The organism is Flavobacterium sp. SORGH_AS_0622, assembly GCF_030818825.1.
In the GTDB taxonomy this organism is placed as follows: domain Bacteria; phylum Bacteroidota; class Bacteroidia; order Flavobacteriales; family Flavobacteriaceae; genus Flavobacterium.
In genome coordinates this window covers 1,320,556-1,346,857 of sequence record NZ_JAUTAX010000001.1, presented here as the reverse complement: position 1 = coordinate 1,346,857, position 26,302 = coordinate 1,320,556, and the positions used below count along the sequence as shown (strand labels likewise).

17 protein-coding genes and 1 pseudogene are annotated in these 26,302 nt (G+C 32.7%); 8 read left to right on the top strand and 10 right to left on the bottom strand.

What is annotated here, in order from left to right:
* Positions 1–92 precede the first annotated feature (92 nt).
* The 8 genes from QE431_RS05865 (at position 93) to lgt (ending at position 8,139) form a co-directional block, all read left to right on the top strand.
* Positions 93–1,289, top strand: a complete 1,197-nt coding sequence (locus QE431_RS05865; protein ID WP_307293727.1) for a pyridoxal phosphate-dependent aminotransferase — start codon at positions 93–95, stop codon at positions 1,287–1,289.
* Positions 1,290–1,436: 147 nt separating this feature from the next.
* Positions 1,437–2,195, top strand: a complete 759-nt coding sequence (locus tag QE431_RS05860) for a hypothetical protein (protein ID WP_307293724.1) — start codon at positions 1,437–1,439, stop codon at positions 2,193–2,195.
* A 15-nt stretch (positions 2,196–2,210) separates the two neighbouring features.
* On the top strand, positions 2,211–3,680 hold the full coding sequence (locus tag QE431_RS05855; RefSeq protein ID WP_307293721.1) for a hypothetical protein: 1,470 nt from the start codon (positions 2,211–2,213) through the stop codon (positions 3,678–3,680).
* 6 nt (positions 3,681–3,686) lie between these two features.
* The gene (locus QE431_RS05850) at positions 3,687–4,310 is read left to right on the top strand and encodes a hypothetical protein (protein ID WP_307293718.1); all 624 of its coding nucleotides are present in this window, start codon (positions 3,687–3,689) and stop codon (positions 4,308–4,310) included.
* A gap of 218 nt (positions 4,311–4,528) precedes the next feature.
* Complete coding sequence (gene folE / locus QE431_RS05845; RefSeq protein WP_057119052.1) at positions 4,529–5,200, top strand: GTP cyclohydrolase I FolE; 672 nt, start codon at positions 4,529–4,531, stop codon at positions 5,198–5,200.
* 129 nt (positions 5,201–5,329) lie between these two features.
* A complete protein-coding gene (gene cysS / locus QE431_RS05840; protein WP_307293712.1) occupies positions 5,330–6,811 on the top strand; it encodes a cysteine--tRNA ligase in 1,482 nt (493 codons plus the stop codon).
* 85 nt (positions 6,812–6,896) lie between these two features.
* Complete coding sequence (gene yidD / locus QE431_RS05835; RefSeq protein WP_113677999.1) at positions 6,897–7,145, top strand: membrane protein insertion efficiency factor YidD; 249 nt, start codon at positions 6,897–6,899, stop codon at positions 7,143–7,145.
* A gap of 61 nt (positions 7,146–7,206) precedes the next feature.
* Positions 7,207–8,139 carry a prolipoprotein diacylglyceryl transferase gene (gene lgt, locus QE431_RS05830; protein WP_281867834.1) on the top strand — a complete coding sequence of 311 codons (933 nt, stop codon included), beginning with the start codon at positions 7,207–7,209 and terminating at the stop codon, positions 8,137–8,139.
* A gap of 50 nt (positions 8,140–8,189) precedes the next feature.
* Here lgt and QE431_RS05825 read toward each other — a convergent pair whose 3' ends face one another.
* From QE431_RS05825 to QE431_RS05780, 10 genes and pseudogenes are all read right to left on the bottom strand, one after another.
* Complete coding sequence (locus QE431_RS05825; RefSeq protein WP_307293707.1) at positions 8,190–8,810, bottom strand: acyloxyacyl hydrolase; 621 nt, start codon at positions 8,808–8,810, stop codon at positions 8,190–8,192.
* 84 nt (positions 8,811–8,894) lie between these two features.
* A complete protein-coding gene (secDF, locus tag QE431_RS05820) occupies positions 8,895–11,885 on the bottom strand; it encodes a protein translocase subunit SecDF (protein ID WP_281867832.1) in 2,991 nt (996 codons plus the stop codon).
* Between the two features lie 225 nt (positions 11,886–12,110).
* Positions 12,111–13,046: a malate dehydrogenase gene (gene mdh / locus QE431_RS05815; RefSeq protein WP_057119067.1), complete on the bottom strand. Its 936-nt coding sequence runs from the start codon at positions 13,044–13,046 to the stop codon at positions 12,111–12,113.
* 112 nt (positions 13,047–13,158) lie between these two features.
* The gene (gene gyrB, locus QE431_RS05810; protein ID WP_057119070.1) at positions 13,159–15,099 is read right to left on the bottom strand and encodes a DNA topoisomerase (ATP-hydrolyzing) subunit B; all 1,941 of its coding nucleotides are present in this window, start codon (positions 15,097–15,099) and stop codon (positions 13,159–13,161) included.
* Positions 15,100–15,522: 423 nt separating this feature from the next.
* Positions 15,523–17,139: an asparagine synthase B gene (gene asnB, locus QE431_RS05805; RefSeq protein ID WP_307293699.1), complete on the bottom strand. Its 1,617-nt coding sequence runs from the start codon at positions 17,137–17,139 to the stop codon at positions 15,523–15,525.
* 313 nt (positions 17,140–17,452) lie between these two features.
* Positions 17,453–19,129, bottom strand: coding sequence for an asparagine synthase B (gene asnB, locus QE431_RS05800; protein WP_134140716.1), 1,677 nt, complete (start codon positions 19,127–19,129; stop codon positions 17,453–17,455).
* A gap of 431 nt (positions 19,130–19,560) precedes the next feature.
* Complete coding sequence (locus QE431_RS05795; RefSeq protein ID WP_307293694.1) at positions 19,561–20,010, bottom strand: hypothetical protein; 450 nt, start codon at positions 20,008–20,010, stop codon at positions 19,561–19,563.
* 175 nt (positions 20,011–20,185) lie between these two features.
* On the bottom strand, positions 20,186–21,937 hold the full coding sequence (locus QE431_RS05790) for a TonB-dependent receptor (RefSeq protein ID WP_307293691.1): 1,752 nt from the start codon (positions 21,935–21,937) through the stop codon (positions 20,186–20,188).
* A 139-nt stretch (positions 21,938–22,076) separates the two neighbouring features.
* Positions 22,077–22,940: a PhzF family phenazine biosynthesis protein gene (locus QE431_RS05785; protein ID WP_134140714.1), complete on the bottom strand. Its 864-nt coding sequence runs from the start codon at positions 22,938–22,940 to the stop codon at positions 22,077–22,079.
* Between the two features lie 62 nt (positions 22,941–23,002).
* Positions 23,003–26,018 (bottom strand): annotated as a pseudogene (locus QE431_RS05780) (tetratricopeptide repeat protein).
* Positions 26,019–26,302: the final 284 nt, after the last annotated feature.

The following is a 26,302-nucleotide window of genomic DNA, read 5'->3' as shown; positions in this document are numbered from 1 at the left end:
TATTTATTATTGTTACATTTTTGCAAGTACCCTTATTGTTTACGTTAAATTCGAAAAAAAAATGCAAATTTGCACTTCAATAATTTATACTCATGCCTACAATTTCACACAAGGGAAGAAACATGCCCGAATCTCCGATACGTAAGCTTGCTCCTTTTGCAGATCTAGCAAAGAAAAAAGGACACAAGGTGTATCACTTAAACATTGGTCAACCGGATATCAAGACACCGGAAGTGGCCATCGAGGCGGTAAAAAATATTGATTTAACTCTTATAGAATACAGTCCGTCTGCCGGATATGAAAGCTATAGAAAAAAATTAGCAGAATTTTACCAGCGCCAAAATGTAAACGTTAACACAGAAGACATCATTGTAACTACTGGTGGTTCTGAAGCCTTACTATTTGCACTGGCCACAATAACAGATCCTGGAGATGAAATTATTATCCCAGAACCTTTTTATGCTAATTATCACGCATTTGCATCGTCTACGAGCGCAACTGTAGTACCACTTGTTTCTACTATTGAAACTGCATTTGCTTTACCAAGTATAGACGAAGTTGAAAAATTAATAACACCCAAAACAAAAGCCATTCTGATTTGCAACCCTGGAAATCCGACTGGATATTTATATTCTGAAGCTGAAATTAAGCAATTGGCTGGTTTGATTAAAAAACACGACTTGTACTTAATTGCTGATGAAGTGTATCGTGAATTTTTATACGACGGAGATGATGTACATTTTTCTGTAATGAATTTAGAAGATGTACAGCAAAACGTAATTATGGTCGATTCTGTTTCTAAACGTTACAGTATGTGCGGGGCAAGAATTGGCTGTTTGGTTACTAAAAACAAAGATGTTTTAGCAACTGTAATGAAATTTGCTCAGGCACGTTTGAGTCCGCCTACAATTGAACAGATTGCCTGCGAAGCTGCTATTGATACGCCTCAAAGTTATTTTGATGAAGTAATTGCTGAATATAAAGAACGCCGCAACACGCTAATTGCCGAATTAAATAAAATTGAAGGAGTTATTGTAACAAAACCAAAAGGTGCTTTTTATTGTATTGCTGAGCTTCCAATAAAAGATTCTGATGACTTTGCACAATGGCTTTTAGAAAGCTATAATTTAAACGGCGAAACTGTAATGATTGCTCCTGCCAAAGGTTTTTATTCAACTCCTGGCATGGGATTAAATCAAGTGAGAATTGCGTATGTATTGAATAAGCAAGATTTAATTACTGCAGTAAATATTTTAAAAGAGGCTTTATTGGTTTATAATAAGCGGTAATAGTTCTAATAACAATTTTAAAATCTGTTTTAGCATTACGTTAAAACAGATTTTTTTGTTAAGTATATGAAATTTCATAAAACAAATTGTTCAATTTTTTTTGAGCAAATAAAATTTATGTTAAATTAGCTACAAAAAAATCAGACTGTGTGTATTAAGAAAATAATTTTCTTTGTTACTTTTTTACTTTTTCCTTTGAAATATAGTGCTCAGTATTGCTCAGCATCAAATTTTTATTGCAATACGATTTTATATAATAAATTTAAAATTAAAAGTATAGATCATTACAGATTAGAAATTGATCATGCGATTTCACTACTAATAAAGAAAAAGGATATTATTGATCAAGAACTTAATAGAAAAGAAAGAGTAGAAATTCTTGCTATAGCTTTTCCTGAAATTATCCGATACAACTCTTTTTCTGATTACATTGAAACCTCCTCAAATAGAATCTTATATATTAATAAAGGAAAAAAGGTCTCAGACTTTTCAATTGGTTATTTTCAAATGAAACCATCTTTTATTGAAGATCTAGAAAATTATGTTATTCATAATACAAATTTAGAAGATTGCAATATGATTCTAATTAAAAAGAAAACAGAAAAAGAAATTCGAAAAGAAAGAATAGATAGACTTGAAAGCTTTCAATGGCAAATAAGATATCTCAAAGTATTTTGGCATGTGGCTGAATTAAAGTTTAAAAATTTAAACTTTAAAAACAAACAGGAAAAAATTAGATTTTTTGCCACTGCGTATAATTATGGATTTACAAAACCTGAAAACGAAATAGAAAATTATCAAGCTATAAAAGCATTCCCGTATGGCGAAAGAATTAACACTATAAAATTTAAATTTGCTGACTTTTCACTTGATTTTATAAATACATATTCTTCATTTTTTAACTAGATAACTAACCAAAACGTGAAAATTAACAAATTATTTCTTTTTTTATTGCTTTTATTTACAACATACTCCTGTCAGGTAGAGGAAATTGGTCAGCAACCAAGAGAAATAAATTCCATAGAAACATCATTAAAAATTAACTCCGCTTTTCTAACTCACAAACTCAGTGATAAAAAAATGAAACCAATTTGGAAATCTGCCATCACATTTGAAAACATTGATGCTGTAGAGGTTAATTTTACTATAGATAAAAAATACTATAAACCATTATCAAAAAATGGTGAAATTGCTGGACGACAACGCTTACTTCTGACCTTAGAAAAAGGAGTAATAAAAGAAACAATTATTGAGTATAGACCATCTAATAATTTCACAGGAGATATTAAAGATATCAATAGTGGTAATTTTAAAAAACAACATTTTGAGGGCGAAATAGCGTTAAAAAGTCCAAAGAGTGACTATTCTATTGTATGGATCGTCAATAGAGAAATAATTGAAAAGAAATTAATTGAAACTAAAAATAAAACAATTAAAAAAACTAGTAAATCAGCTGGATATGAATCTTGTCAATGGAATACTGTAACTTACTGGCTTTGTGTAGGTTCAGGAGTAGAAGAATCGTGCTTTAACACTACTGAAGATTTATATCAATGCGAATGGATTGAGGATCAACCAACAAATCCTGATACTCCTCCAACAACTGACCCTTATGATTGCTCTTTAGGTAATTGGCCATGGTGTGGCGGAAATGACGATCCTGGTAGCGATGGCGGAGGGCCTAACACTACCAATATTGAAGACAAAATTAATGGAACTAACCTTGATCCCTGTTCAAAAGACATCTTAGATAAATTAAAAAATGCAACAGTTTGTGATATAAAAAAAATAATTGAAAGACTTGACAACCATAATTCTAAATATAATCTCGATATGAAATCGGAAATTGCTCCAAGTGGAAAACCAGCACAAACAATTAAGAATTCAGTTAATAATTACACAACTTATATTAGCACTAATTACGAAGACAAGACTAAATTATTTATTGCGGCATCGATGCTTCATGAAACAGTTCATGCATATTTTATGAGCCTTTTCGATGATTACTACAATTCAAGTACACCAAATCCAAATGCCTATAATGACTTTTCATATCTATTTAATTATTATGTGACATTAAATCGGCCTACCTCTATAGATCCAGCGGATATTCATCATCAGCAAATGGCAACAGATTATGTAGATGCTATTGCCCGTGCTTTACAAGAATTTCAGACAGGTATTGTTGTTCCTGAAACTTCAAATCCTCAACAAATTTATACTGACCTAGCATGGGGAGGTTTAAGCGAAACTCCCGTTTTTTTAGCAAGTTTTCCAAACGCCAATGATCGTCAAAGAATTCTAAACAGATATGAAGCCGAACAAAGAAACCTCACTATCGGAGAGGGAAGCCCTAACACTCAATCACCTATAAGTCAACCATGTAATTAATTCGATATGAAAAAGTTTTTTTTTATTTTATTAACTATTTTATTTCTTTCTTGTTCAACAAAAAAACAACAAACTACAAAGCCTTTTATCGAAAATAATTTAACCGAAATAAGAAGCAATATCGTTAATGATTTTTTAGATTTTGAATTAAAAACGGATCGTTATACAGCATATAAAAATTATGATTATATAATAATTAAAGAAGCTTTAAAAAAACGAAAATCTATTCTTGCATATGAATTCTCCTATAATGAATTTTATAAAAGAGAAAGAAACCGAAATTATTGGATATTAGATAGTATTCAAATTCAAAATATAAAATCTGATTTAGCGAACGAAGAAATTTACATTTGGAAAGGAAGTGATTTTAAAAAAATAAAAGTTAATCTACTTAACTACGAGGAATTAAAAGCAATAATTAAACTTAACGATTATTCCAAGATAGAAAAAAAATTAATTATTTATTTATCTACTCCATTAATCATTGACAAAGATAATGCATTAATAAGTTTTGAAATAGGAAATGGCAGTTTGGGTTTTAATTCTATAACTCATTTTACAGTTCTAATGAAAAACAAAAATGAAAAATGGGTAAAAGATGCTTATTTTGAAGATGGTGTTTTTAATTAAGTTCTTTCTTTCAAAAGTTTTAAAATTGATTAACCTTCAAAAAGACAATAACCCTTTCGTTATTGTCTTTTGTGTTTTAAATTAGAACATTATAACTGTTAATTTAGATTATATCCAAAAAGGAACAATTAAATCGTAAAAACCATAGAAAAGGTTTCCTATTTATTAATTATCTTTACCGCCTTAAAAAGATATACCCATTATAATAGTAGTTTTTAATGATAAATAACGAAGATTTTTTAGACGAAATAGGTGACAGTCATTTCAGCAGTAATGCCAAAAACCCTTTAAGAGAAGATGCTTTTGACTTAACTGATGAGGAAAAAATAGAAAAAATAAAAAAAGATGTCGAAAACATTCTACAAACTCTTGGAATGGATTTGACAGACGACAGCATTAAAGGAACTCCAAATCGAGTTGCAAAGATGTTTGTAAAAGAGATTTTTGGAGGTCTTAATCCTGCAAAACAGCCAAAAGCTTCTACTTTTGACAACAATTACAAATACGGTGAAATGTTAGTAGAAAAAAACATTACTGTTTATTCTACCTGCGAACACCATTTACTTCCAATTATCGGACGCGCTCACGTGGCTTACATCTCAAGCGGAAGAGTTATTGGTCTCTCTAAAATGAATCGTATTGTTGAATATTATGCTAAAAGACCTCAGGTTCAAGAGCGTTTAACAATGCAGATTGTTCAAGAACTTCAAAAAGCTTTAGGAACAGAAGATGTTGCCTGCGTTATCGATGCAAAACATCTTTGTGTAAATTCACGCGGAATCAAAGATATCGAAAGCAGTACTGTAACTTCTGAATTCGGAGGAAAATTCAAAGACCCTCAAACGAAGAGAGAATTTTTAGATTATATAAAACTAGACACTCAGTTCTAATTTTATACAATAATTCTATTATATTTATGGTCTAGCCCTGATAGAAGCGGCATCCTTTTGTGGTGGGGTTCACCACAAAAGATATAGCGAATAGCAGGATTAGCTACTAAAAAACATCAATAAACAATTATGCCGTTATACAATACACAACCGCTGAAAATATACAATTCGCTTTCTGGCGAAAAAGAAGATTTCAAACCAATCCATGAAGGAAACGTTGGAATGTATGTTTGTGGTCCTACGGTATATAGCAATGTTCACCTAGGTAACGTGAGAACTTTTATGTCTTTCGACGTAATCTTCAGATATTTTCTGCATTTAGATTATAAAGTTCGCTACGTTAGAAACATTACCGATGTTGGGCATATCGTAGATGATGTCGATGAAGGTGAAGATAAAATTGCAAAAAAAGCCCGTTTAGAACAATTAGAACCAATGGAGGTTGTACAGCGCTATACTGTAGATTTCCATAACATTCTAAAAGCTTTTAACTTTTTACCGCCAAGTATTGAGCCTACAGCGACGGGACATATTATTGAACAGATTGAAATCATCAAAAAAATTATTGATAAAGGTATTGGTTATGTTGCCAACGGATCGGTATATTTTGATGTTGTAAAATACAATGAAACCAATAATTACGGCATTCTAAGCGGTAGAAATATCGATGATATGCTGGCAAACACGAGAGATCTCGACGGACAATCTGACAAAAGAAATCCACAGGATTTTGCACTTTGGAAGAAAGCAGAACCAGAACATATCATGAGGTGGCCTTCGCCTTGGAGTGATGGTTTTCCAGGCTGGCATCTTGAATGTACTGCTATGAGTACTAAATATCTTGGAAATCATTTTGATATTCACGGAGGTGGAATGGATTTAAAATTTCCTCACCACGAATGTGAAATTGCCCAAAATGAAGCTTGTACTGGCCAATCTCCTGTAAATTACTGGATGCATGCTAATATGCTGACTTTAAACGGAAAGAAAATGGCTAAATCGACTGGAAATAATATTTTACCAGGCGAAATTCTTAGCGGAGAAAATAACATTCTAAGCAAACCATTTTCTGCTTCTGTAACTCGTTTTTTCATGCTTCAGGCACATTACAGAAGTATTTTAGATTTTTCTGATGATGCGATTGTTGCTGCAGAAAAAGGATATAAAAGATTGATGGAAGCAGTAGATGCTTTACCAAATATTACTGCAGGAAACACAAGTTCTATAGATTTTGCAGCATGGAAACAGCTTTGCTATGACGCAATGAATGACGATTTCAATACACCAATTTTAATCGCTCAGTTGTTTGAGGCCGTTCGTTATATCAACTTATTAAAAGACGGTAAAGAAACTATTTCTGCAAATGATTTAGCAGATTTTACAACCGCTGTAAATGCTTTTGTATTTGATGTTCTAGGACTTAGCGATGAGAAAAGTGCTGAAGGAGACAATGATAAATTAGAAGGAGTAGTTAATATGCTTATCGGAATGAGAAATCAGGCGAGAGCAGATAAAAACTTTGCCCTTTCTGACCAGATTAGAGATCAATTAATTGCTTTAGGAATACAACTAAAAGACGGAAAAGAAGGAACGTCATTTAGCATTCAATAAAGAAATTAAAACTTTGGATGTAACAAAATTCTTTTAAAGACAACAAATAGAAGTCTGGAAAAACTAGACAATAAGTATTGATAAAATGTTATCCAAAATTCTAATATATCCATTTGTACTCTTGGTTCGTTTTTATCAAACGGCAATTTCTCCGTTTACACCGGCGTCCTGCAGATTTGAGCCTACTTGTTCGACTTATATGATCCAAGCTTTGCAGACTCATGGATTATTCTACGGCGGATTTTTAGGAGTAAAACGTATTTTAAGCTGTCATCCTTGGGGAAGAAGCGGTTACGATCCTGTACCAGAAAAGAAATGCAGTCATAAACATTAACCTTTTATAAAACGGTACTTTACATTAAATATTTATTTTTACAATATATAAAACATTTTACATGACACACGCCTTAAATTTTGTTTGGAATCCCTCAGAAGGAATCAATTTAGGATTTTTTATGATTCGCTATTACAGCTTAATGTTTGTAATTGCTTTTCTTTTAGGATGGTTCTTAATGAAAAAGATTTTCGAAAGAGAAAACGAATCACTAGAAAAATTAGATTCATTATTTGTTTGGACTGTTCTTGCAACTTTAATTGGTGCGCGTTTAGGACATGTTTTCTTTTACGATTGGGAATATTTCAGAAACCATTTACTAGAGATCTTCCTTCCTTTTAGATTCGAACCAAAATTCGAATTCACAGGTTTCCAAGGATTAGCGAGTCATGGTGCAGCAATTGCAATTATTGTTGCTATGTATTATTATAGTAAAAAGATTCTAAAACGTCCTTTATTATGGATTTTAGACCGTATAGTAATTCCTGTTGCCAGTGGAGCTATTTTTGTTCGTTTAGGTAATTTCTTCAACTCAGAAATTATTGGTAACGAAACTACATCTGCATTTGGAATCCGTTTTTTACATGATAAATTCAGCAAAAATGAAGCTGTACAAAAAACTGGAATTGCCGATCCTGTAGAAGCCTACAATGCAATTGCTACAAATCCAAAATTTGCTGATTTATTAGCTCAGGTTCCAGCAAGACATCCTGCACAATTATACGAAGGGTTCTCTTATATTTTTGTCTTTGCAATTTTGTACTTCTTATACTGGAAAACAAATACTAGACTGAAATCTGGTTATTTATTCGGATTATTTTTAGTTCTTTTATTTGTTGTTCGATTTGTTGTTGAATTTGTAAAACAAAGCCAAGGCGGTATAGAAGAAGATCTAGGTTATTTTTCAACAGGACAATGGCTGAGTATCCCATTCATAATCATTGGACTTTTCTTTGTTATTAGAGCACAAAGAAATCCACTTGCAGAATCATAATAATAATTTTTATATTATACAAAACGCCCAATATCTGAGATATTGGGCGTTTATTTTTTATAATTGATTGAAATACCAAACTCAACATTCTTTGTATTATAGCCCGCATTTGAGCTTCCTAAACCTGCATTTGATACATGTCGCAAACTCGGACGAATATCAATCTGAAATTGATCATAAGCAGCCGTAAAACCAACAGCCAAAACATCTGCAAAAGCAAAACCTTTAGACATACGCTCAGTTTCTGTATCTGTTATCATTGGTCCAATACTTCCTAAAACATAACAAGAGAATATTTTTCCTATTGGTTTTCTCACCATAAAGCCCAAATTAAGAACATATTCGTGAACGTTTTTCAATTGCATATACTCCACTCTTTTCTCTTCAAAATTTGGCGTCTCCGGCTTTACGAAGTATAAATTCAATAATTGATGTTTTCCGAAATTTATTTCTGGCTGTACTAAAATATCATATTCAAAATTTCGAGTTTTCTTCAGTCTATAATACAACTGCGCCTTATAAAAATGATTGGTAAAAGTATAATCAGTATTATTGAATTCGCTTCCGAAACCATAACTCATTCCTATTCTAAAGTCACTGCTTTTCTGCTGAGCATTGATATTCAGTACTGCAAACAGAAGAACTACCGTGAATATTCTTTTTCTACTCATAAATAGGATTTGGATCTGAGATACAAACATAAAAAAAAGATCCAGTTTTCACTGGATCTTTCTTATTTTAAAAACAAAGTTTAATTACGCTTTGTTGTGTTTGTCTTCGATTGTATGCTTCTCATCTTTAGAAATTGTATCAACCAATACTGGAGTAGCAATAAATAATGAAGAATAAGTACCTACAATAATACCAATTAACATAGCAAAGATAAATCCTCTAATTGATTCTCCACCAAAAATAAACATTGTTAATAATACAATGATCATCATTAATGAAGTATTCAACGTTCTTGATAATGTAGTATTAATAGAAGCGTTTACGATATCTTCGAAACTACCTTTACGGTTTCCAATGATAAACTCTCTCACCCTGTCAAATACAATTACAGTATCATTCATAGAATAACCGATTACAGTTAAAATCGCAGCGATAAAGTGCTGATCCATTTCCATGTGGAATGGCATGAATTTGTAGCATAAAGAGTAAATTCCTAATACGAAGATCACGTCATGCGCAACAGCTGCAATCGCACCTAATGAATACTGCCATTTACGGAAAGAAACCATTAAGTATAAGAAAATAACTGCCATCGCACCAAGAACTGCCCAGTATGAGTTAGTTTTAATATCCTCAGAGATAGAAGCTCCAACTTTAGAAGCTTGTAATACACCTACTCTTTTTCCATCAAATGAATTGATGAATTTATCGTAAGTAGTATTTGGGAAATATTTCTGTAAAGAAGCATATAATTTTTGGTTCACTTCTTCATCAATAGCAACACCATCTTCTTTAATTTTATATTTAGTAGTGATTTTCAATTGATCATCATCACCTAAAATTTTAGCCTCAACCGGAGTTCCAAAAGCAGCAGATAGTTCATCTGAAACTGCAGTAGCATCTACAGGTTTTTCAAATTTAACTTGGAAAGTTCTACCTCCAACAAAATCAACACCTTCATCTAATCCGTTCACGAAGAAGATAGAAATTAAACTTACTACAACTACAATTGAAGAGAAGATGTAAGTGAATTTTTTAATCTTGATAAAGTCAAAATGGAAATTAGTAAACCAGTTTTTAGTAATATTTGTAGAGAAAGTTAAATCTCCTTTTCCTGCAATATTTCTATCAATAAAGATTCTAGCAATAAAGATTGATGTAAACAATGAAGTTACAATACCAATTAATAATGTTAAAGCGAAACCTTTAATAGGACCTGTTCCAAAAATGAATAAGATAGCTCCAGTTAAAACGTGAGTAACGTTAGCATCAATAATAGAACGCATTGCACCGTGCCATCCGTAAGAAGCTGCAACTGCTTCAGAAAGTGATTTTCCTTCACGTAATTCCTCTTTTGCTCTTTCGTATATAATAATGTTAGCATCTACCGCTGTACCTAATGTTAACACGATACCTGCAATACCTGGTAATGTCAATACAAAACCAAAACTTGCCATAATTCCGAATAAGAAAAGTAAGTTTAATAATAAAGCAAGGTTTGCATACCATCCAGCTTTACCATAATAGAATACCATCCAAACGCAAACTAATAAGAATCCTAATATAGAAGAAATTGTACCTGCATCAATAGCTGCCTGTCCTAAAGATGGACCAACAACAGTTGATTGAATAATATCTGCAGAAGCTGGTAATTTACCTGCGTTTAATACGTTAGCTAAATCTTTAGTTTCAGCAACATCAAATGAACCTGTAATTTCAGATCTTCCTCCAGCAATAGGACCACTTGTTACACCTGGAGCAGAATATACGATATCATCTAAAACAATAGCGATATAACTTTTTTGAGCGAATGCTCTACCTGTTAACTCTTCCCAAACTTTAGCACCTTGACTGTTCATCTGCATAGAAACTGCAGGTTTACCCATCTGGTCAAAAGTATCTTTTGCATCAGTAACAACACCACCGCTCATTGCTGGGTTATTGTCTCTGTTTCCTTTTAAAGCATATAATTCAACAACTTCAATATCTTTAGCACTTGCTAAATCTTTTGCTTTTTGATCTTTTATAGTAGTTGGTTTACTCCAAACAAATTTTGCATAATGTTGGTCAGCAGCCAATAAAACTCTAATTTCTGGTCTTTTAAAATAAGCATTGATAGTAGCAGTATCTTTTGGTGCGAAGTAACCTAAAACTGGTCCACCACCTTGACCTACAATTTTATCAAATAAAGGATTATTTCCTTTTTTAGTATCAGCAGAATCTTTAGCATCTGTTAATAAAGCATTCAATGAATCTTTAGCAACAGTTTTAGTTTCAGTTTTCTTAACTTCAGTTTTCTTCAAAGCTTCGTTAGCTGCAACTAAGAAATTACCAATTTCTTCAACTTTATAAGTTTCCCAGAACTCTAATTGAGCTTTTCCACCTAATAATTTTTTAATTCTATCAACATCTTTAGCACCTGGAAGCTCTACTAAGATTCTTCCTGTTTCTCCTAATTTTTGGATGTTTGGCTGTGTTACACCAAATTTGTCAATACGCTCTCTTAATACTTTAAAAGCACTTTCTACAGACTCATCAACTTTTCTTTTGATAACTTTTTGAACCTGTGCGTCAGACATTTGAAAATCTACACCACCTTCTCCTTGAAGACTTCTGTTAGCAAAAATATCTGGAGAAGCTAATTTTACGCTTCCTTTTGAGTTTGCATCAAAAGCTTCAAAAAACTTATTTAAATATGTTTTGTTACCTTCTAAATTTGCAGATGCATCAGCTAATGATTTATTAAAAACTGGATTTTTAGAATTATTAGCTAAACCTTTTAAAACATCTTTAATAGAAATTTGAAGAATAACGTTGATTCCTCCTTCTAAGTCAAGACCTTTATTAAGCTGCTTGTTTTTCACTTCGTTATAAGTGAAATCAGTAAAACCAAGATTTAATACTTTCTCTTTACCAATAGAATCTAAATATTTCAGCTCCTTATCAGGATTATCTCCTGCAAAAGCTTTAGCTTCACTTTTGACACCATTTGCCACAAAAGTGAATGATAGTTGGTAAATACTCACCAATGCAAATAGAATTGCGAAAAATTTAATAAGTCCTTTATTCTGCATTATTACTAAAAATTAATTATGTTTTATTTTTGTTTTTGTTTTAAAGTCCCATAAAATAAGCCCTGACATGATTTTTTAAAACAAAAATACGAGATCACGAATTACCAATTTTTTTTTAAACCGAGCAAATATATAATTAACGAAAATATTAACCAATTTATTTATTAATTAATCTCAAAAAAAAAGCTGCAAAAGTGCAGCCTTTTCTCTTTTTTGCCGTTTTTATTATACTAAAATCGTTTTTAGAGCATCATTCATGCTTCGAACTGCATCTGCACTTTTAGCAAATAATGCTTTTTCCTGATCGTTTAGGTTAATATCTAAAATTTCTTCTACTCCGTTTTTACCAATTATACATGGCACGCCTATACATATATCGTTTTGACCATATTCTCCTTCTACGAAAACAGAACATGCAATCATTTTCTTTTGATCGTTCAAAATACTATCTACTAAATAGGCTACAGAAGCTCCTGGCGCGTACCAAGCAGATGTTCCCAATAAACCTGTAAGAGTTGCACCTCCTACCATAGTGTCTGCTGCTACTTTTTGCAATACTTCTTCTGAAAGAAATTCTGATACTGGAATTCCATTATAAGATGCCAAACGAGTTAGCGGAATCATAGTTGTATCACCATGCCCTCCAATTACCATTGCTGAAATATCATTTGCAGGTTTATCTAAAGCTAATGAAAGATATGTTCTAAAACGAGAACTATCCAAAGCCCCGCCCATTCCTATAATTCTATTTTTTGGAAGACCAGTCGCTTTTAGAGCCAAATACGTCATAGTATCCATCGGATTCGAAACTACAACAATTATTGTATCTGGAGAATATTTTAATACATTTTCAGCAACTGTTTTAACAATTCCTGCATTTATACCAATTAATTCTTCTCTTGTCATTCCTGGTTTTCTTGGAATTCCTGATGTAATAACTACAACATCACTTCCAGCAGTTTTAGAATAATCGTTGGTAACGCCAGATACTTTAGTATTAAAACCAGTATTTGTCGCGCATTGTGTAATATCCAATGCTTTACCTTCGGCAAAACCTTCTTTAATATCCAACAATACTACTTCGCTGGCAATTCCTCTATAAGAAATAACATCAGCACATGTAGCTCCAACATTTCCTGCTCCTACAATGGTAACTTTCATATTTTATACTTTATCGGTTATTAATTATTTGTCTATCCCTAAAAAAGACAATTCGTTTAATTGTCTAGTAAATTTAAACAATTAAACGAATTGAAATTATTAATTTTTTATTTTATGCGTCGATATTTGCGTAAACTGCATTTTTCTCGATAAATTCTCTACGAGGCGGTACTTCGTCACCCATTAACATAGAGAAAACTCTATCTGCTTCTGCTAAACTATCAATGGTTACCTGACGTAATGTTCTGAAGTTTGGATCCATTGTAGTTTCCCATAATTGCTCCGCATTCATCTCTCCAAGACCTTTATAACGTTGAATAGCGGCGCTTCCACCCATTCTCTCGTTAGCTTGATCACGCTGCACATCATTCCAAGCATATTCTTTTTTGTTTCCTTTCTTAACTAAATACAAAGGAGGCGCTGCAATGTAAACGTGGCCTTCTTCGATTAGCTCTTTCATGAAACGGAAGAAGAACGTTAATATTAAGGTAGAAATGTGACTACCATCGACATCGGCATCACACATGATGATTACTTTGTGGTAGCGTAATTTTTCAATATTAAGAGCTTTACTATCTTCTGCAGTTCCTACAGTTACCCCTAAAGCAGTAAATATATTTCTGATCTCTTCGTTTTCGAATACTTTATGATGCATCGCTTTTTCAACGTTCAAAATCTTACCACGTAATGGCAGAATTGCTTGAAAGTTACGATCACGTCCTTGTTTTGCTGTTCCACCAGCCGAATCTCCCTCGACTAAGTAAACCTCACATCTTGCAGGATCCTGCTCAGAACAATCTGATAATTTTCCTGGAAGTCCACCGCCGCCCATAACGGTTTTACGCTGCACCATTTCACGAGCTTTTTTCGCTGCGTGACGTGCCTGAGCCGCTAAAATTACTTTTTGGATGATTACACGAGCATCATTTGGATTTTCCTCCAAATAATTCTCAAGCATTTCTCCAACAGCTTGTGAAACTGGAGAAACTACTTCTCTGTTTCCAAGTTTAGTTTTAGTTTGTCCTTCGAATTGTGGTTCTGCAACTTTTACCGAAATAATAGCTGTTAGTCCTTCACGGAAGTCATCTCCTGCAATTTCGAATTTCAATTTATCCAACATTCCAGATGCATCTGCGTATTTTTTAAGCGTTCTTGTCAAACCACTTCTAAAACCTTGTAAATGCGTTCCTCCTTCGTGTGTATTAATATTATTTACGTAAGAAAAAATATTCTCTGTATAACTTGTATTGTAAATCAAGGCAACCTCAACTGGAATTTCACCTTTATCGTGATCCATGCTGATTACGTGAGAGATAATTGGCTCACGGTTTCCATCTAAATAACGAATATATTCTTTAAGACCTTCGTCTGAATGGAATACTTCACTTTTAAATTCACCTTTTTCGTCAACTTCTCTTTTATCTGTAAATGTAATTGTGATTCCTTTATTCAAGAAGGAAAGCTCACGCATACGTGCTGAAAGCGTATCGTATGAAAATTCAGTAGTCTGAGTAAAAATAGTGTTATCTGGATAAAAAGTCTGGCGTGTACCTCTCTTATCTGTTTCTCCAATTTGTTTTACAGGATACAAAGACTTTCCTCTTTCATACTCCTGCTCATAAATCTTACCATCTCTAAATACAGTAGATTTCATGTGAACTGAAAGGGCATTTACAACCGAAACCCCTACCCCGTGTAAACCTCCAGAAACTTTATATGAATCTTTGTCGAATTTACCACCAGCTCCAATTTTTGTCATTACAACTTCAAGTGCCGAAACACCTTCTTTTTTATGTAAATCAACTGGAATACCACGTCCATTATCTTCAACTGTAATCGAACCATCTTCGTTTATTGCAACACCAATGGTATCACAATGCCCCCCCATGGCCTCATCAATAGAGTTATCAACAACCTCATAAACTAAATGATGCAGTCCTCGAACTCCTACATCTCCAATATACATCGATGGACGCATTCTTACGTGCTCCATTCCTTCTAATGCCTGAATACTATCTGCTGAATAATTGTTCTTCTTGATTTCTTCGCTCATATAATTTATTCTAATAAATGTATTTACTGTCTAACACGCAAATATATAAAAACGCAGGCTATATACCCATTAAAATACGACTTAAAGCACTTAAGTTATTAACACAATTGTCTGAAAAACCTAAAAATAACTTCAAAAATGAATTTAAATTCAAATTTTCTTTAATTCCAAATTCCAAAAATGGAAATAACGTAAAAAAGGCTCTTTTTTAAATTCCAATCTCTTAAATCCCAAATTCCAAAAATTATAAAGAATTATAGAAATATCAATTTTTAAAATTCCAAATTCCAAAACTGAAAAGATATATGGCAAAAAAAAAAAAAAACCGAAACTACAATTGAATGTATTTCGGTTTTGTTTTTGATCCAAAATTGGAATTTGGAATTTATTTTATTTGAGTTTTAAAAGTTTGGAATTTAATTCCTAAACAGCAACTCCAGATTTTACGCTCTCAAAGTTTCCTTGTAAGTGTGCAGCATTTGCTCTTCCACTTGGATCAAGGTTTTCCTGCCATTTTGGAATCCATTTACGCACTGTTTGCGCGGCACTTACCTGCGGATAGAATTTATGGAAAATTGATCGATATAAATACGCTTCTTTTGTCGTTGGTGAATTGTATGGAAATTCTGCGCTTGCACCAGCCAATTGTTCATCTGTAACTTGTGAAGCACAATATTCAATTAATTCATCAACCCAATTATACCCAACTCCATCTGAAAATTGTTCTTTCTGGCGCCATAAAACATCTGCCGGCAAATAAGGATCTTCGGGAGTATCAAAGGCTTTTCTTAAAATGTATTTTTCAACTCCATCATAAGTTTTAGGCTGTTTTTCTTCTGTTTTAATACGGATATTAACATCTAAGAATTCTGTATCTAAAAACGGAAATCTCACTTCTAGTCCGTGTGCCATTGTCGCTTTATCTGCACGAAGTAAATCTGCCGTAAACAACTTCTGAACTCTTTCTATTGTCTCATCCTGGAATTCTTCCGCTGATGGTGCATTTCTAAAATACAAATGTCCTCCAAAAACCTCATCTGCTCCTTCTCCTGATAAAATTACTTTAACACCTTGATCGGCAATTGCTTTAGACAATAGATACATCGGAACACCAGATCTTACACAAATAATATCATAAGTTTCGATATGATAGATTACTTTTTCTAAAATTTGAACACCTTCTTCTACAGAAAAATGAACTTCATGATGTTCTGTTCCTAAAAATTCTGCTGCTTTTCTCGCTGCAATATTATCTGGTGAATCTGCATCTAATCCGATTGAAAATGAATGCAGTTTTTCTGCGTTTCCTTTTAATAAACGAGAAGTTATAGCAGATGTCAAAGAAGAGTCTAATCCTCCTGAAAGTATAACTCCAACAGGAACATTAGCCAGCAAACGTTTGCTTGTTGCGTTTATTAAACTTTGGCGGATTGAATCTAAATCTAAAGAATGATCTGCTTTTTTATGATCTTCATATTCTGGATGGTAATATTTTACAAAACCAGTTTTTGCTGTATAATAATGTCCTGGAGGAAAAGTAGAAAATGATTTGCATTGATCTGCAATTGATTTCATTTCTGAAGAAAAATAAATTCGTCCTCTTTCATCTAAACCATAATATAAAGGCTTAACTCCAATTGGGTCACGACCTGCAATATATTTATCGCCATCAATTACCACAAAAGCAAAATCACCATCAAGTTTGTTACAAAAATCATAACCAAACTCTTCATAAAGATGTACAATAACCTCAGAATCTGATTCTGTTCTAAAAGTATGATCTTTTAAAACCGTTTCCTTCAGTTCTTTATAATTATAAATCTCTCCATCATGAACCATCCAAGCTTTTTGAGTTCCTTGAATAGGCTGTTTTCCGGAATTAAGATCAATAATAGACAGACTTTCATGACAAAGTATACTGCCATTTTCCATAATATGAATATCACTTTCATCAGGACCGCGATGCGACATTCTCTCTGAAAGTTCTTTTACAAGCTTAGGGTCTTTTCCTTTACCAATAACGGCCAATAATCCAGACATATTATTCTATTTTTTATTTTTATTCTTATGTACCCAACTCTAAAGTAAGCTGTACATTAAAAAATCATTAAAATTTCTGTTGAAAGCAAAACTAAATATTATTTTTTGCTTTCCTACATTTTCTATATTAAAATTTCGGGGATTTAACTTTATTCGGGGAATGTCAAATATAAAAAAAGTAAGTTAAATAAATGCCAAAAACTTTTTCCAAAGAACTGAAATAGAGAATTTAACAATTTTAGACAAGAAAGACGTCCTAATAAGGACGTCTTTCTGCAATATATATACTAATTCTAAAAATTAAACTCGTTTTTTAAGCTTTAACATAAGCATCATCGTGAACACTTGCTACCGCTCTACCAGAAGGATCATTCATGTTTTTGAAAGCTTCATCCCACTCCAAAGCAATTTTTGTACTACAAGCCACACTTGCTTCCTGAGGCACACATAAAGCCGCTGCATCACTTGGAAAGTGCTCTGTAAAAATCGAACGATAGTAATATTCTTCTTTTGAAGTTGGTGTCTGCAATGGAAATTTGAATCTAGCGTTTGCCAATTGTTCGTCTGAAACTTCTCTTGCTACCACTTCTTTCAAAGTATCGATCCAGCTGTATCCTACTCCATCAGAAAATTGTTCTTTTTGTCTCCAAGCTACACTTTCTGGAAGCATATCTTCAAAAGCTTTACGAACTACCCATTTTTCCATCGGATGTTCTTTGTTGATCATTTTATCTTGTGGATTGATGCGCATTGCAACATCCATAAATTCTTTGTCTAAGAAAGGAACACGTCCTTCGATTCCCCACGCTGCCAAACTTTTGTTTGCACGTAAACAATCGTACATATGAAGTTTTCCTAATTTACGAACGTTTTCTTCGTGAAATTCTCTAGCATTTGGTGCTTTATGGAAATATAAATATCCTCCAAACAACTCATCTGCACCTTCACCAGAAAGAACCATTTTGATTCCCATTGATTTGATAACTCTCGCCATTAACCACATTGGAGTCGAAGCTCTAACTGTAGTTACATCATACGTTTCTAAGTTGTAAATTACATCACGAACAGCATCCAAACCTTCTTGAATAGTGAATTTAATTTCATGGTGAATCGTTCCGATATGATCTGCCACTTTTCTTGCTGCAGCTAAATCTGGCGAACCTTCTAAACCTACTGAGAAAGAGTGCAATTGCGGATACCAAGCATCTGTTGTATCATCTGATTCAATACGTTTTTGCGCAAATTTTTTGGCTACAGCCGAAGTAATAGAAGAATCTAAACCTCCTGAAAGTAAAACTCCGTAAGGTACATCACTCATTAATTGTCTGTGAACCGCAGCTTCTAACGCTTTTTTGATTTCTGGAATGCTTGTTTCGTTGTCTTTTACAGCATCATATTCTGTCCAGTCTCTTTTATACCATTGTACAAATTCACCGTCTTTGCTTGATAAATAGTGTCCTGGAGGGAATAATTCAATTTTGGTACAATATCCTTCTAAGGCTTTCAATTCTGAAGCTACATAGAAAGTTCCGTGTTGATCCCATCCAATGTATAATGGAATAATTCCCATATGGTCGCGAGCAACAAAATACTCATCTTTATCAACATCGTAAATAGCAAATCCGAAGATTCCGTTTAATTCGTCAACGAAGCTTACGCCTTTTTCTTTATATAAAGCTAAAATAACTTCGCAGTCACTTTCAGTTTGAAAGTTATATTTTCCTTCAAATTGTTTGCGCAGGTCTCTGTGATTGTAAATTTCACCATTTGCAGCCAAAACCAATTTTTTATCTTCTGTAAATAAAGGTTGTTTTCCTGAAGCTGGATCTACAATTGCCAAACGCTCGTGAGAAAGAATCGCTTTATCATTGCTGTAAATACCGCTCCAGTCTGGTCCGCGGTGACGAATGATTTTAGACATTTCTAATACTTGAGGTCTTAACGCTTCGGCTTTTTGTTTTAGATCAAAGGCACATACAATTCCACACATAATTCTATATTTTTATTTTTAAATTTTATTTTGATAGGGCAAAGATGCGGTATTGGTTACAATTGAAAAACACAAATAGTCATTTCAATTACAAATTTCAATCATATTTGTATTTTTACATACAAAATGTAAAATTTAGAAGTAAAAATTAGCTCCAAACTTGAAAATTTTAATTTGGAACAAAAAAAAGGTTTAAAACTGAAAGTTTGATGTAATTCTTTGAATTAAATTATGAGATTTTAAAGAAACCTTAAAATATCTTCAATAACTAATTTAAATTATGTTTTAAGATTATCATATAGTTAGTAATTCACATTCGTTTGTCATTCCAAAGAATGAGGAATGACAAGATTAAGGAGAATACTTTTTGGTTAATTCAACTTTGTCAAAGTTTAAAACTTTGACAAAGTTCTTCGTAAACTTAAAACAGATTATTCAACGCTTTCAATTGTATAATGGGTTTTATTAATCTCAAACTGAAATCCAACTTTATTTCCCATTAAATGATTTCCAAGCGGAGACTGCGGCGAAAGCGCAATAACATTAATTCCGTCAATTGTTATTTTAGGAAGTGCAACACTCACGTACAAATAGATTCCGTTTGCTTTTACTAAACTTCCTAAAATTATATTTTCAGTAGTTTTAAGCGGATCTATTTTGTCTAAAATTGCTTTTTGTTCAATCGCCTCTTTTAGTTTAGTAGTCAGCTTTTCTTGTTCAATATGCATCATCGACAAAGCAGTTTCGTGTTTATCTCCCGCAGAACCTTTGGCATCGTTTTTAGAATCTTCGGTTAAGTTCGTAATCATGTCTCTAAAAACATCCATTCGGTCTTGAACCATTTGTGTATAATGGGAATATATTTTTTCTTTAAAAGTCATTTTTTTGAGGTACTGTGGTTCTAAGGTACAAAGATGCAAAGGTTTTTCCTTTATTAAAAAAAACAGCCACGAATTCACGAATCTACTCCAAAAAATTCATGAGTTCATGGCTGAAAAAAAAGGCACTTTTATATTATATATAATTTTTGTGCCTTGGTGTCTTTGTGGTTATGCTTTAAAAATCAAATTTATAATTTGCACCTCCTAAAACTTGGAATCCTTGTACAGGATAATTTAACCATTTTTCGTAAGCTTGATTTCCGATATTGTTTAGTTTTAGGAAAAATGTTAAACGCTCGTTGAACTTATAACCTAAATGAGCATTTGCATCAAAATAACTTTTTAAAGTAATTGGCTCAGCATTTACTCCTAAAGAGGTATTCGTCTGCATATCTTTTCTTTCTCCTACGTAAAATACATTTAATCCTGCATACCATTGCTTAGTAATATTAACGTCTAAAGTTGAACTTAATTTCATTGTTGGTAAATTCCATGCTTCAACTGCGTTATCTGTATTATAACTATTGAATGTTCCATTGATTCCGAAAGTAACATTCTGCGAAAAATCAGCTTTTAATTCTCCGTAAAAACGGAAAGTTCTAATATCTTCATAAACTACCCCAAATGAATTTCCAAAAGCATAATCTTCATTTGTAATTACTTCTGTGTAATCATTTGCTTTAAATAATGCTTTATCTTTTTCATTCATATAAGAACCTGTCAAGTTATAATTGACATTATTTGCCAGCTTTCCTTTCAAACCTGCAAAAACATTGTATTGTGTGCTAGACGGACGCATGTTTAAAGTTGGAGACAAAAATGGATTTTCATTCACAAAATCGGCGTAAGAATTCTGAGTTAAACCTCCATTTACTCCCGTGTAGAAAATCATTAGATCACCAACCAATTTATAAGAAGCATTTACTTTTGGATAAATGTAGAATTTGTTGCCGCTGTTTTCAGAATCTGCGCTGTAGAAAACTCCAGCTCCTAATTCTAATGTCCAATCATTTTCATTAATTACAAAACTCGGTTCAATTCCAACATTTGTAAAACTGTATTTTAAAGCTTCTGTATTATCTTGTAAATAATTATTTTTAAAAGAACCGCTTACATGATCTACAATCACATTTGTTTTGATTGCCTGATCCATTAAATCAACAGTAAACGTAGGTTTCACAAAAAATCTATTTTCTGATGAAGAATAGCTGTCTGAAAAATGAGTGAATTTTGCGGCAAGATTGCTAAAAATACTTTCTGTAAATTCAGCATTTCCTCCCAACCAAATTGTATTATAAGAATGATCTGGATTTATACTATTCACTAAATCATAACGCTGATCTGGAATTGTAGAACCAAAATCTGACGGAAGTCCGTACCAATTGTAGATCTGATTTTGATAGCCTAAATCAACATTCCACGAATTATCTCTATTGTTTTGGCCGTAACCAACATTAATTGCGGTATCGTAAAATTCATCGTTTAACTCTACATCTTTTATTCCGCCCTGCGAAGAATGATGACGGAACATTCCTGCCAGATAATCATTATTCCCTAAATCCTGATTTACGAATAATTCTGCGTTTAAAGTACTGTAATTTCCAAGTCCTAAAGTGGCATAATTATTAAACAATCTTTCTTTTTTAGCTTTTTCAACACCTTCTGCTTTTCCTTTAGACGGCGTAAAAGTCGAAGCAACAGGAACAGATAAAATACTATATTTAATAACTTCTTTCGGCTGATTACCGCTGTCGTCAAGCGAAGGAGTTTCTTTTACTTTAAAAGCATCAGAAATAGTCGGCGAATAAGGTTTTACTACGTTTACAGTCTCCGTTCCGATACTTTCATTTTTCTTCTGCGCAATCGAAAACTGAGCTGTAAATAACACTAACAAAATGATTATTTTATGTCGGCAGTTTAATTTCATATTTCTTTCTTTTTTAGAGAAAAGAATATAGAAGAAAGAACATAGACTTCTCTTCTTTTTCTAATTTCCTCTATATACTGTTTTTATTTCTTGATTTTATAAATCTATCTTCTTTACTCTTTATTCTATTATCTTAGAGCTAAGCTTCCCACTCTCCTTTAGCAATAAATTGAGCTTTTCCGCCAATGTTTATATCGAACTGATCGTCAATTAATTTCCCTTTAAAATAAATTTGAGACGGACGCCCTATATAATCTCCTTGATAATTAATCAATTCAAATTCAGGTTTATGATACTTTAATAGAAAAGCCTGAAGACAAGTACTTGCACTTCCAGTTGCTGCATCTTCCACCAATTGGTTATGTTCAATACATAGCATTCTGCTAAACAATTTTGAACCTTCTAAATAATAAAAATACAGGGCTCTATGTGTTGTTTTACAGTTCTTTTTAAGCCAATCATCTGTTTTATCTTTATCTAAAACTAAATTTTCAAGGGCTCTTTTACTGCTTAATCCAACCATAACAAAGGCACTTCCAGTTGTTACTTCCTGAATTGGAAATTGATTTTCAAAATCGCTTACTTGTAAATTACTGAAAAGTGTAAAATCTTCTTTTGAAAAAATATCCCAAAATTTTGGCTGAGCTGCTTTTAACCAAATCAAATCTTCTGTTTGGTGAATTGGAATTTCCCCAATGGGAACTTTAAGTTTGATTTCGTTTGGTGAATTTTCAAATACTTTATTTATCAAAACCCATGAAGTTCCAATAATTGGATGTCCTGCAAACTGCATTTCATTAGCCGGAGTAAAAATTTTAATCTCAGCTTTATTGTTTTCTCTGTCCAATTTGGTTACAAATGTGCTTTCTGCGAAATTAATTTCGCGCGCAATTTGCTGCATTTGTTCAGAACTTAGATTCTCTGCATCCATAAAAACTGCCAGCTGATTTCCAGCATATTTTTTATCGGCAAAAACATCAACTATATAAAAGGGTAAACTCATAACTTGTAAAATGTGTTTTGTGAGATGTAAAATGTAAAGACATTTATCGTTTCACTTCTAACTTATTTATTAATCGACGAATTTGTTTTAGATTCTTCTAATTTTATCGCGCTCAATTCTTTTTTCGCTTCTTCAACTACATCTGGATAATCGGTAAAATTGTTGATTACGTTATCTAAAATGTAAGTTGCTTGATAACTGTCTTTTAATCCGTAGAAGTTTTTCGCCATCAACACCAAACCTTTTGCGCCATAATATTTATAAGCAGAATAGCTTTTTGCTAATTTTTGAACGGCAGTGTTTGAGGCATCAAATTTTCCTTCTTTTGTTTTAAAATAAGCATCGTAATACAACGCTTCTGCCGCTAATTCTCCTTTAGAAGTTGTCGCTAATTTTGCATAAGCTGTTTTTGCTTTATCCTCATTTCCAGTTTGTATTGCTGCTCTGGCAACTATAATTTGTGCATCTGCTTTTACACCTGCATCTGCTTTTGGATTTTCTAATACTTTCTCTGCAGAAATAACCGAATTATCATAATCTTTTTTATCATAATAACACTTCATTAAATTCGCTTGTGCAAAGTTTTTATTCTGAGGGAAATCTGCTTCACTTTCTAAACGCACTAAAACTGGAATTGCTTTATCGCAGTCTTTGGCTTTTAAATAAATTTGAGCTAATCTGTTTAATGCCTGTTCTGTAAATTCATTTCTCGGCTGATCAATTACAAATTGATAATTCGCAATAGATTTAGTTTCAGAACCTTCTGTGTAGTACAATTGTGCCAAATAGAAGTTAGCTTCAAGCGCATGCATTCCGTTCGGGAATTTACTCACATAACCAGCAAAACCAGTTATTGCATTTTTAGCATTGTTTTGACTGTATTGTTTGAAAGCAGCATCGTATGTATCGTTGTCTAAGTCAGCATCTGTCACGGCAACAAAATCAAGAGTGCGGACCCAAGTTGCGTATTCATCTACTTTTCCTGAATCAACATAAATTAATCTTGCTGTAGAAACTGCTTCTAAAGCCTCTGGAGTTTTTGGAAATTCTGCAGCAACTTTTTTGAACTTTGTTAAAGCCTGCTCATCACGATCAGAATTATAATAAATTAAACCTTGTTTTAAAATTGCTTTTGAAGTAAATGATCCGTTTTTAAATTCAGAAATCAATTGATCGTAAGCTTTTAAAGCCTGGTCGTTTTTCTTTTCTGCAACATACGTATTTCCTAATTCGTACAAAGCATCGTCACGGTAAGATGATTTGTTGTACATCTTAACAAAATTGTTCAGTTCATCAATTTTTTTCGCATTATTTGACATGAATCCGTAAGAAAGTGCTTTTTGAAATTGAGCATAATCCGCATCCACACCTTTTGCTGCAATTGCTTTTCCATAAGCTTCATTTGCTGCACTGTATTTTGAAGTCACAAAACGGCAGTCTCCCAAACGTAAGTAAGAATCGTTTAAACGAACTTTATCTGAAGGAGAATTATCAATTTGCGCTTGAAAAGAATTAGCCGCCTGATCGTATTCTTTTAGTTTAAAATACGTATAACCAATATTATAATTGATGTTTTTATATTCATCTGTAGATTTTGCCACTGCCATTCCTGCAAACTGTTTGTAGGTTAACAATGCATTTTGCATATCATCATTAAGATATTCTGTTTCTGCTTTCCAGAAAGTAGCACGGGCTGTAAATTCTGGAGTTTTTTGCTCACTTACAGCACTTTTAAACATTTTACCCGCTTCTTGATAATTAGACTCATTATACAACTCTAATCCGCGGTAAAATAATACTTTTTGGTACGCAGCTTTGTTTTCAGCCGTTCTATTTTTATCTAATAAAGTCAGCGCTTCTTTGTAGTTTTTAGAAGAAATATAAGAATCAACCAATAATTTCTCTACTTCTGAGCGGCTTGAATTGTTTGGATATTTTTTCAAGAAATCAAGCAAAATTCCAGGAACAGCCTGATAAGCATTTCCGATATCATAACTCAATTTAGCATAATTTAAAGCCGCATCTTCTTGAATCTGCGCATTGAAATCCATTTCTGAAGCGTTTTTAAAAGCGTTTAAAGCTTCCTGTTTTTTACCTATATTTAAATAACTTAAACCTAAATGGTAATAGGCGTTTTGTGCGACGAAATCTCTTCCTTCAATAATTTTATTGAATTGAGAAATTGCTTTTTCGTAGTTTTTCTGCTCGTAATATGCGTAACCTAACTGATAAAAATCGGTATTATTCCACTTCCCTTTTTTACCTTCATATTTTTCTAAAAACGGAATCGCTTTGTCGTATTGTTTTAAATTGAAATAACTTTCTCCAATAATTTTATTCAATTCTGATTGTTCTAAAGCATTCGATTTAGCCATTGCAGTCTGCCCTAAATCAATTGCTTTTTGGAAATTTCCAAGTTTGAAATTCATATCAGCTTGATAATAGGAAAGCTTTTCTTTGTATTTTTCTTCGCCAGAAACTTCGTCAAAATAATTTAGTAGCTTCTTTATAATCGTCACCTTCATAAGCCATAAATCCTAAATAATATTTGGCTTGAGAACCGTATTCTTTAGAATTCACTACTTTATTAAAATAATTGGTGGCTTCTTTTTTCTTTTTTGCATTAAAATAGCTGTAACCTTTCATGAAATTAAACTTATCAGACTCGGTTTTACTCATGTAACTTTCGTCTACTTTGTCAAACCACTGCAGAGCTTTTGGATAATTTCCCTGATCGAAAAAATACTGCGCTGCTTCTATATAAGCCTGATTTTGTTTGGTGCTCGTTGGATAATCGCTGACAAATTTTTCTACTAAAGCATCAGCATTTGCCTGATTGGTTCTTATCGCACAATTAGCAATGTAAAACGCGCAGTCTGACTCCACTTCCTCGGTCGTCGCATTGCTCTTTACGTGTTGAAAAATAAGCTGTGCCGAAGCATATTGTTTGTCATTATATAAAGCCAGTGCTTTGTCAAAATCCTTTAAATCGTAGGTATATATAGCTGATTTTTGTGCCGAAACTGTGGTCGAAATAAGGATAATTTGGAATAAAAAGAACCAGGAAAGTTTACGCATTTTTGTAATATTTAGTATTCAAATGTATCATTTTATAACGTTTATAACGAAACGTTTTGAGGTTTTATTATGAACAAATTATTAAACGGCTGTGATTTTTTGCATTACAAAACTTCAAAATATTGGTTCTCAAACTTTCTAAAAAACAAATAAATCAAAACCGTCTAAGCAATATAAGCATTAAGAACTTTACTTGGCATTTATTAAAATGAACTTATGGCACTAATGGTTTAATTTTTTAAACTTTTTCTTAAGAAATGATTGAAATTTATTTTGAATACAAG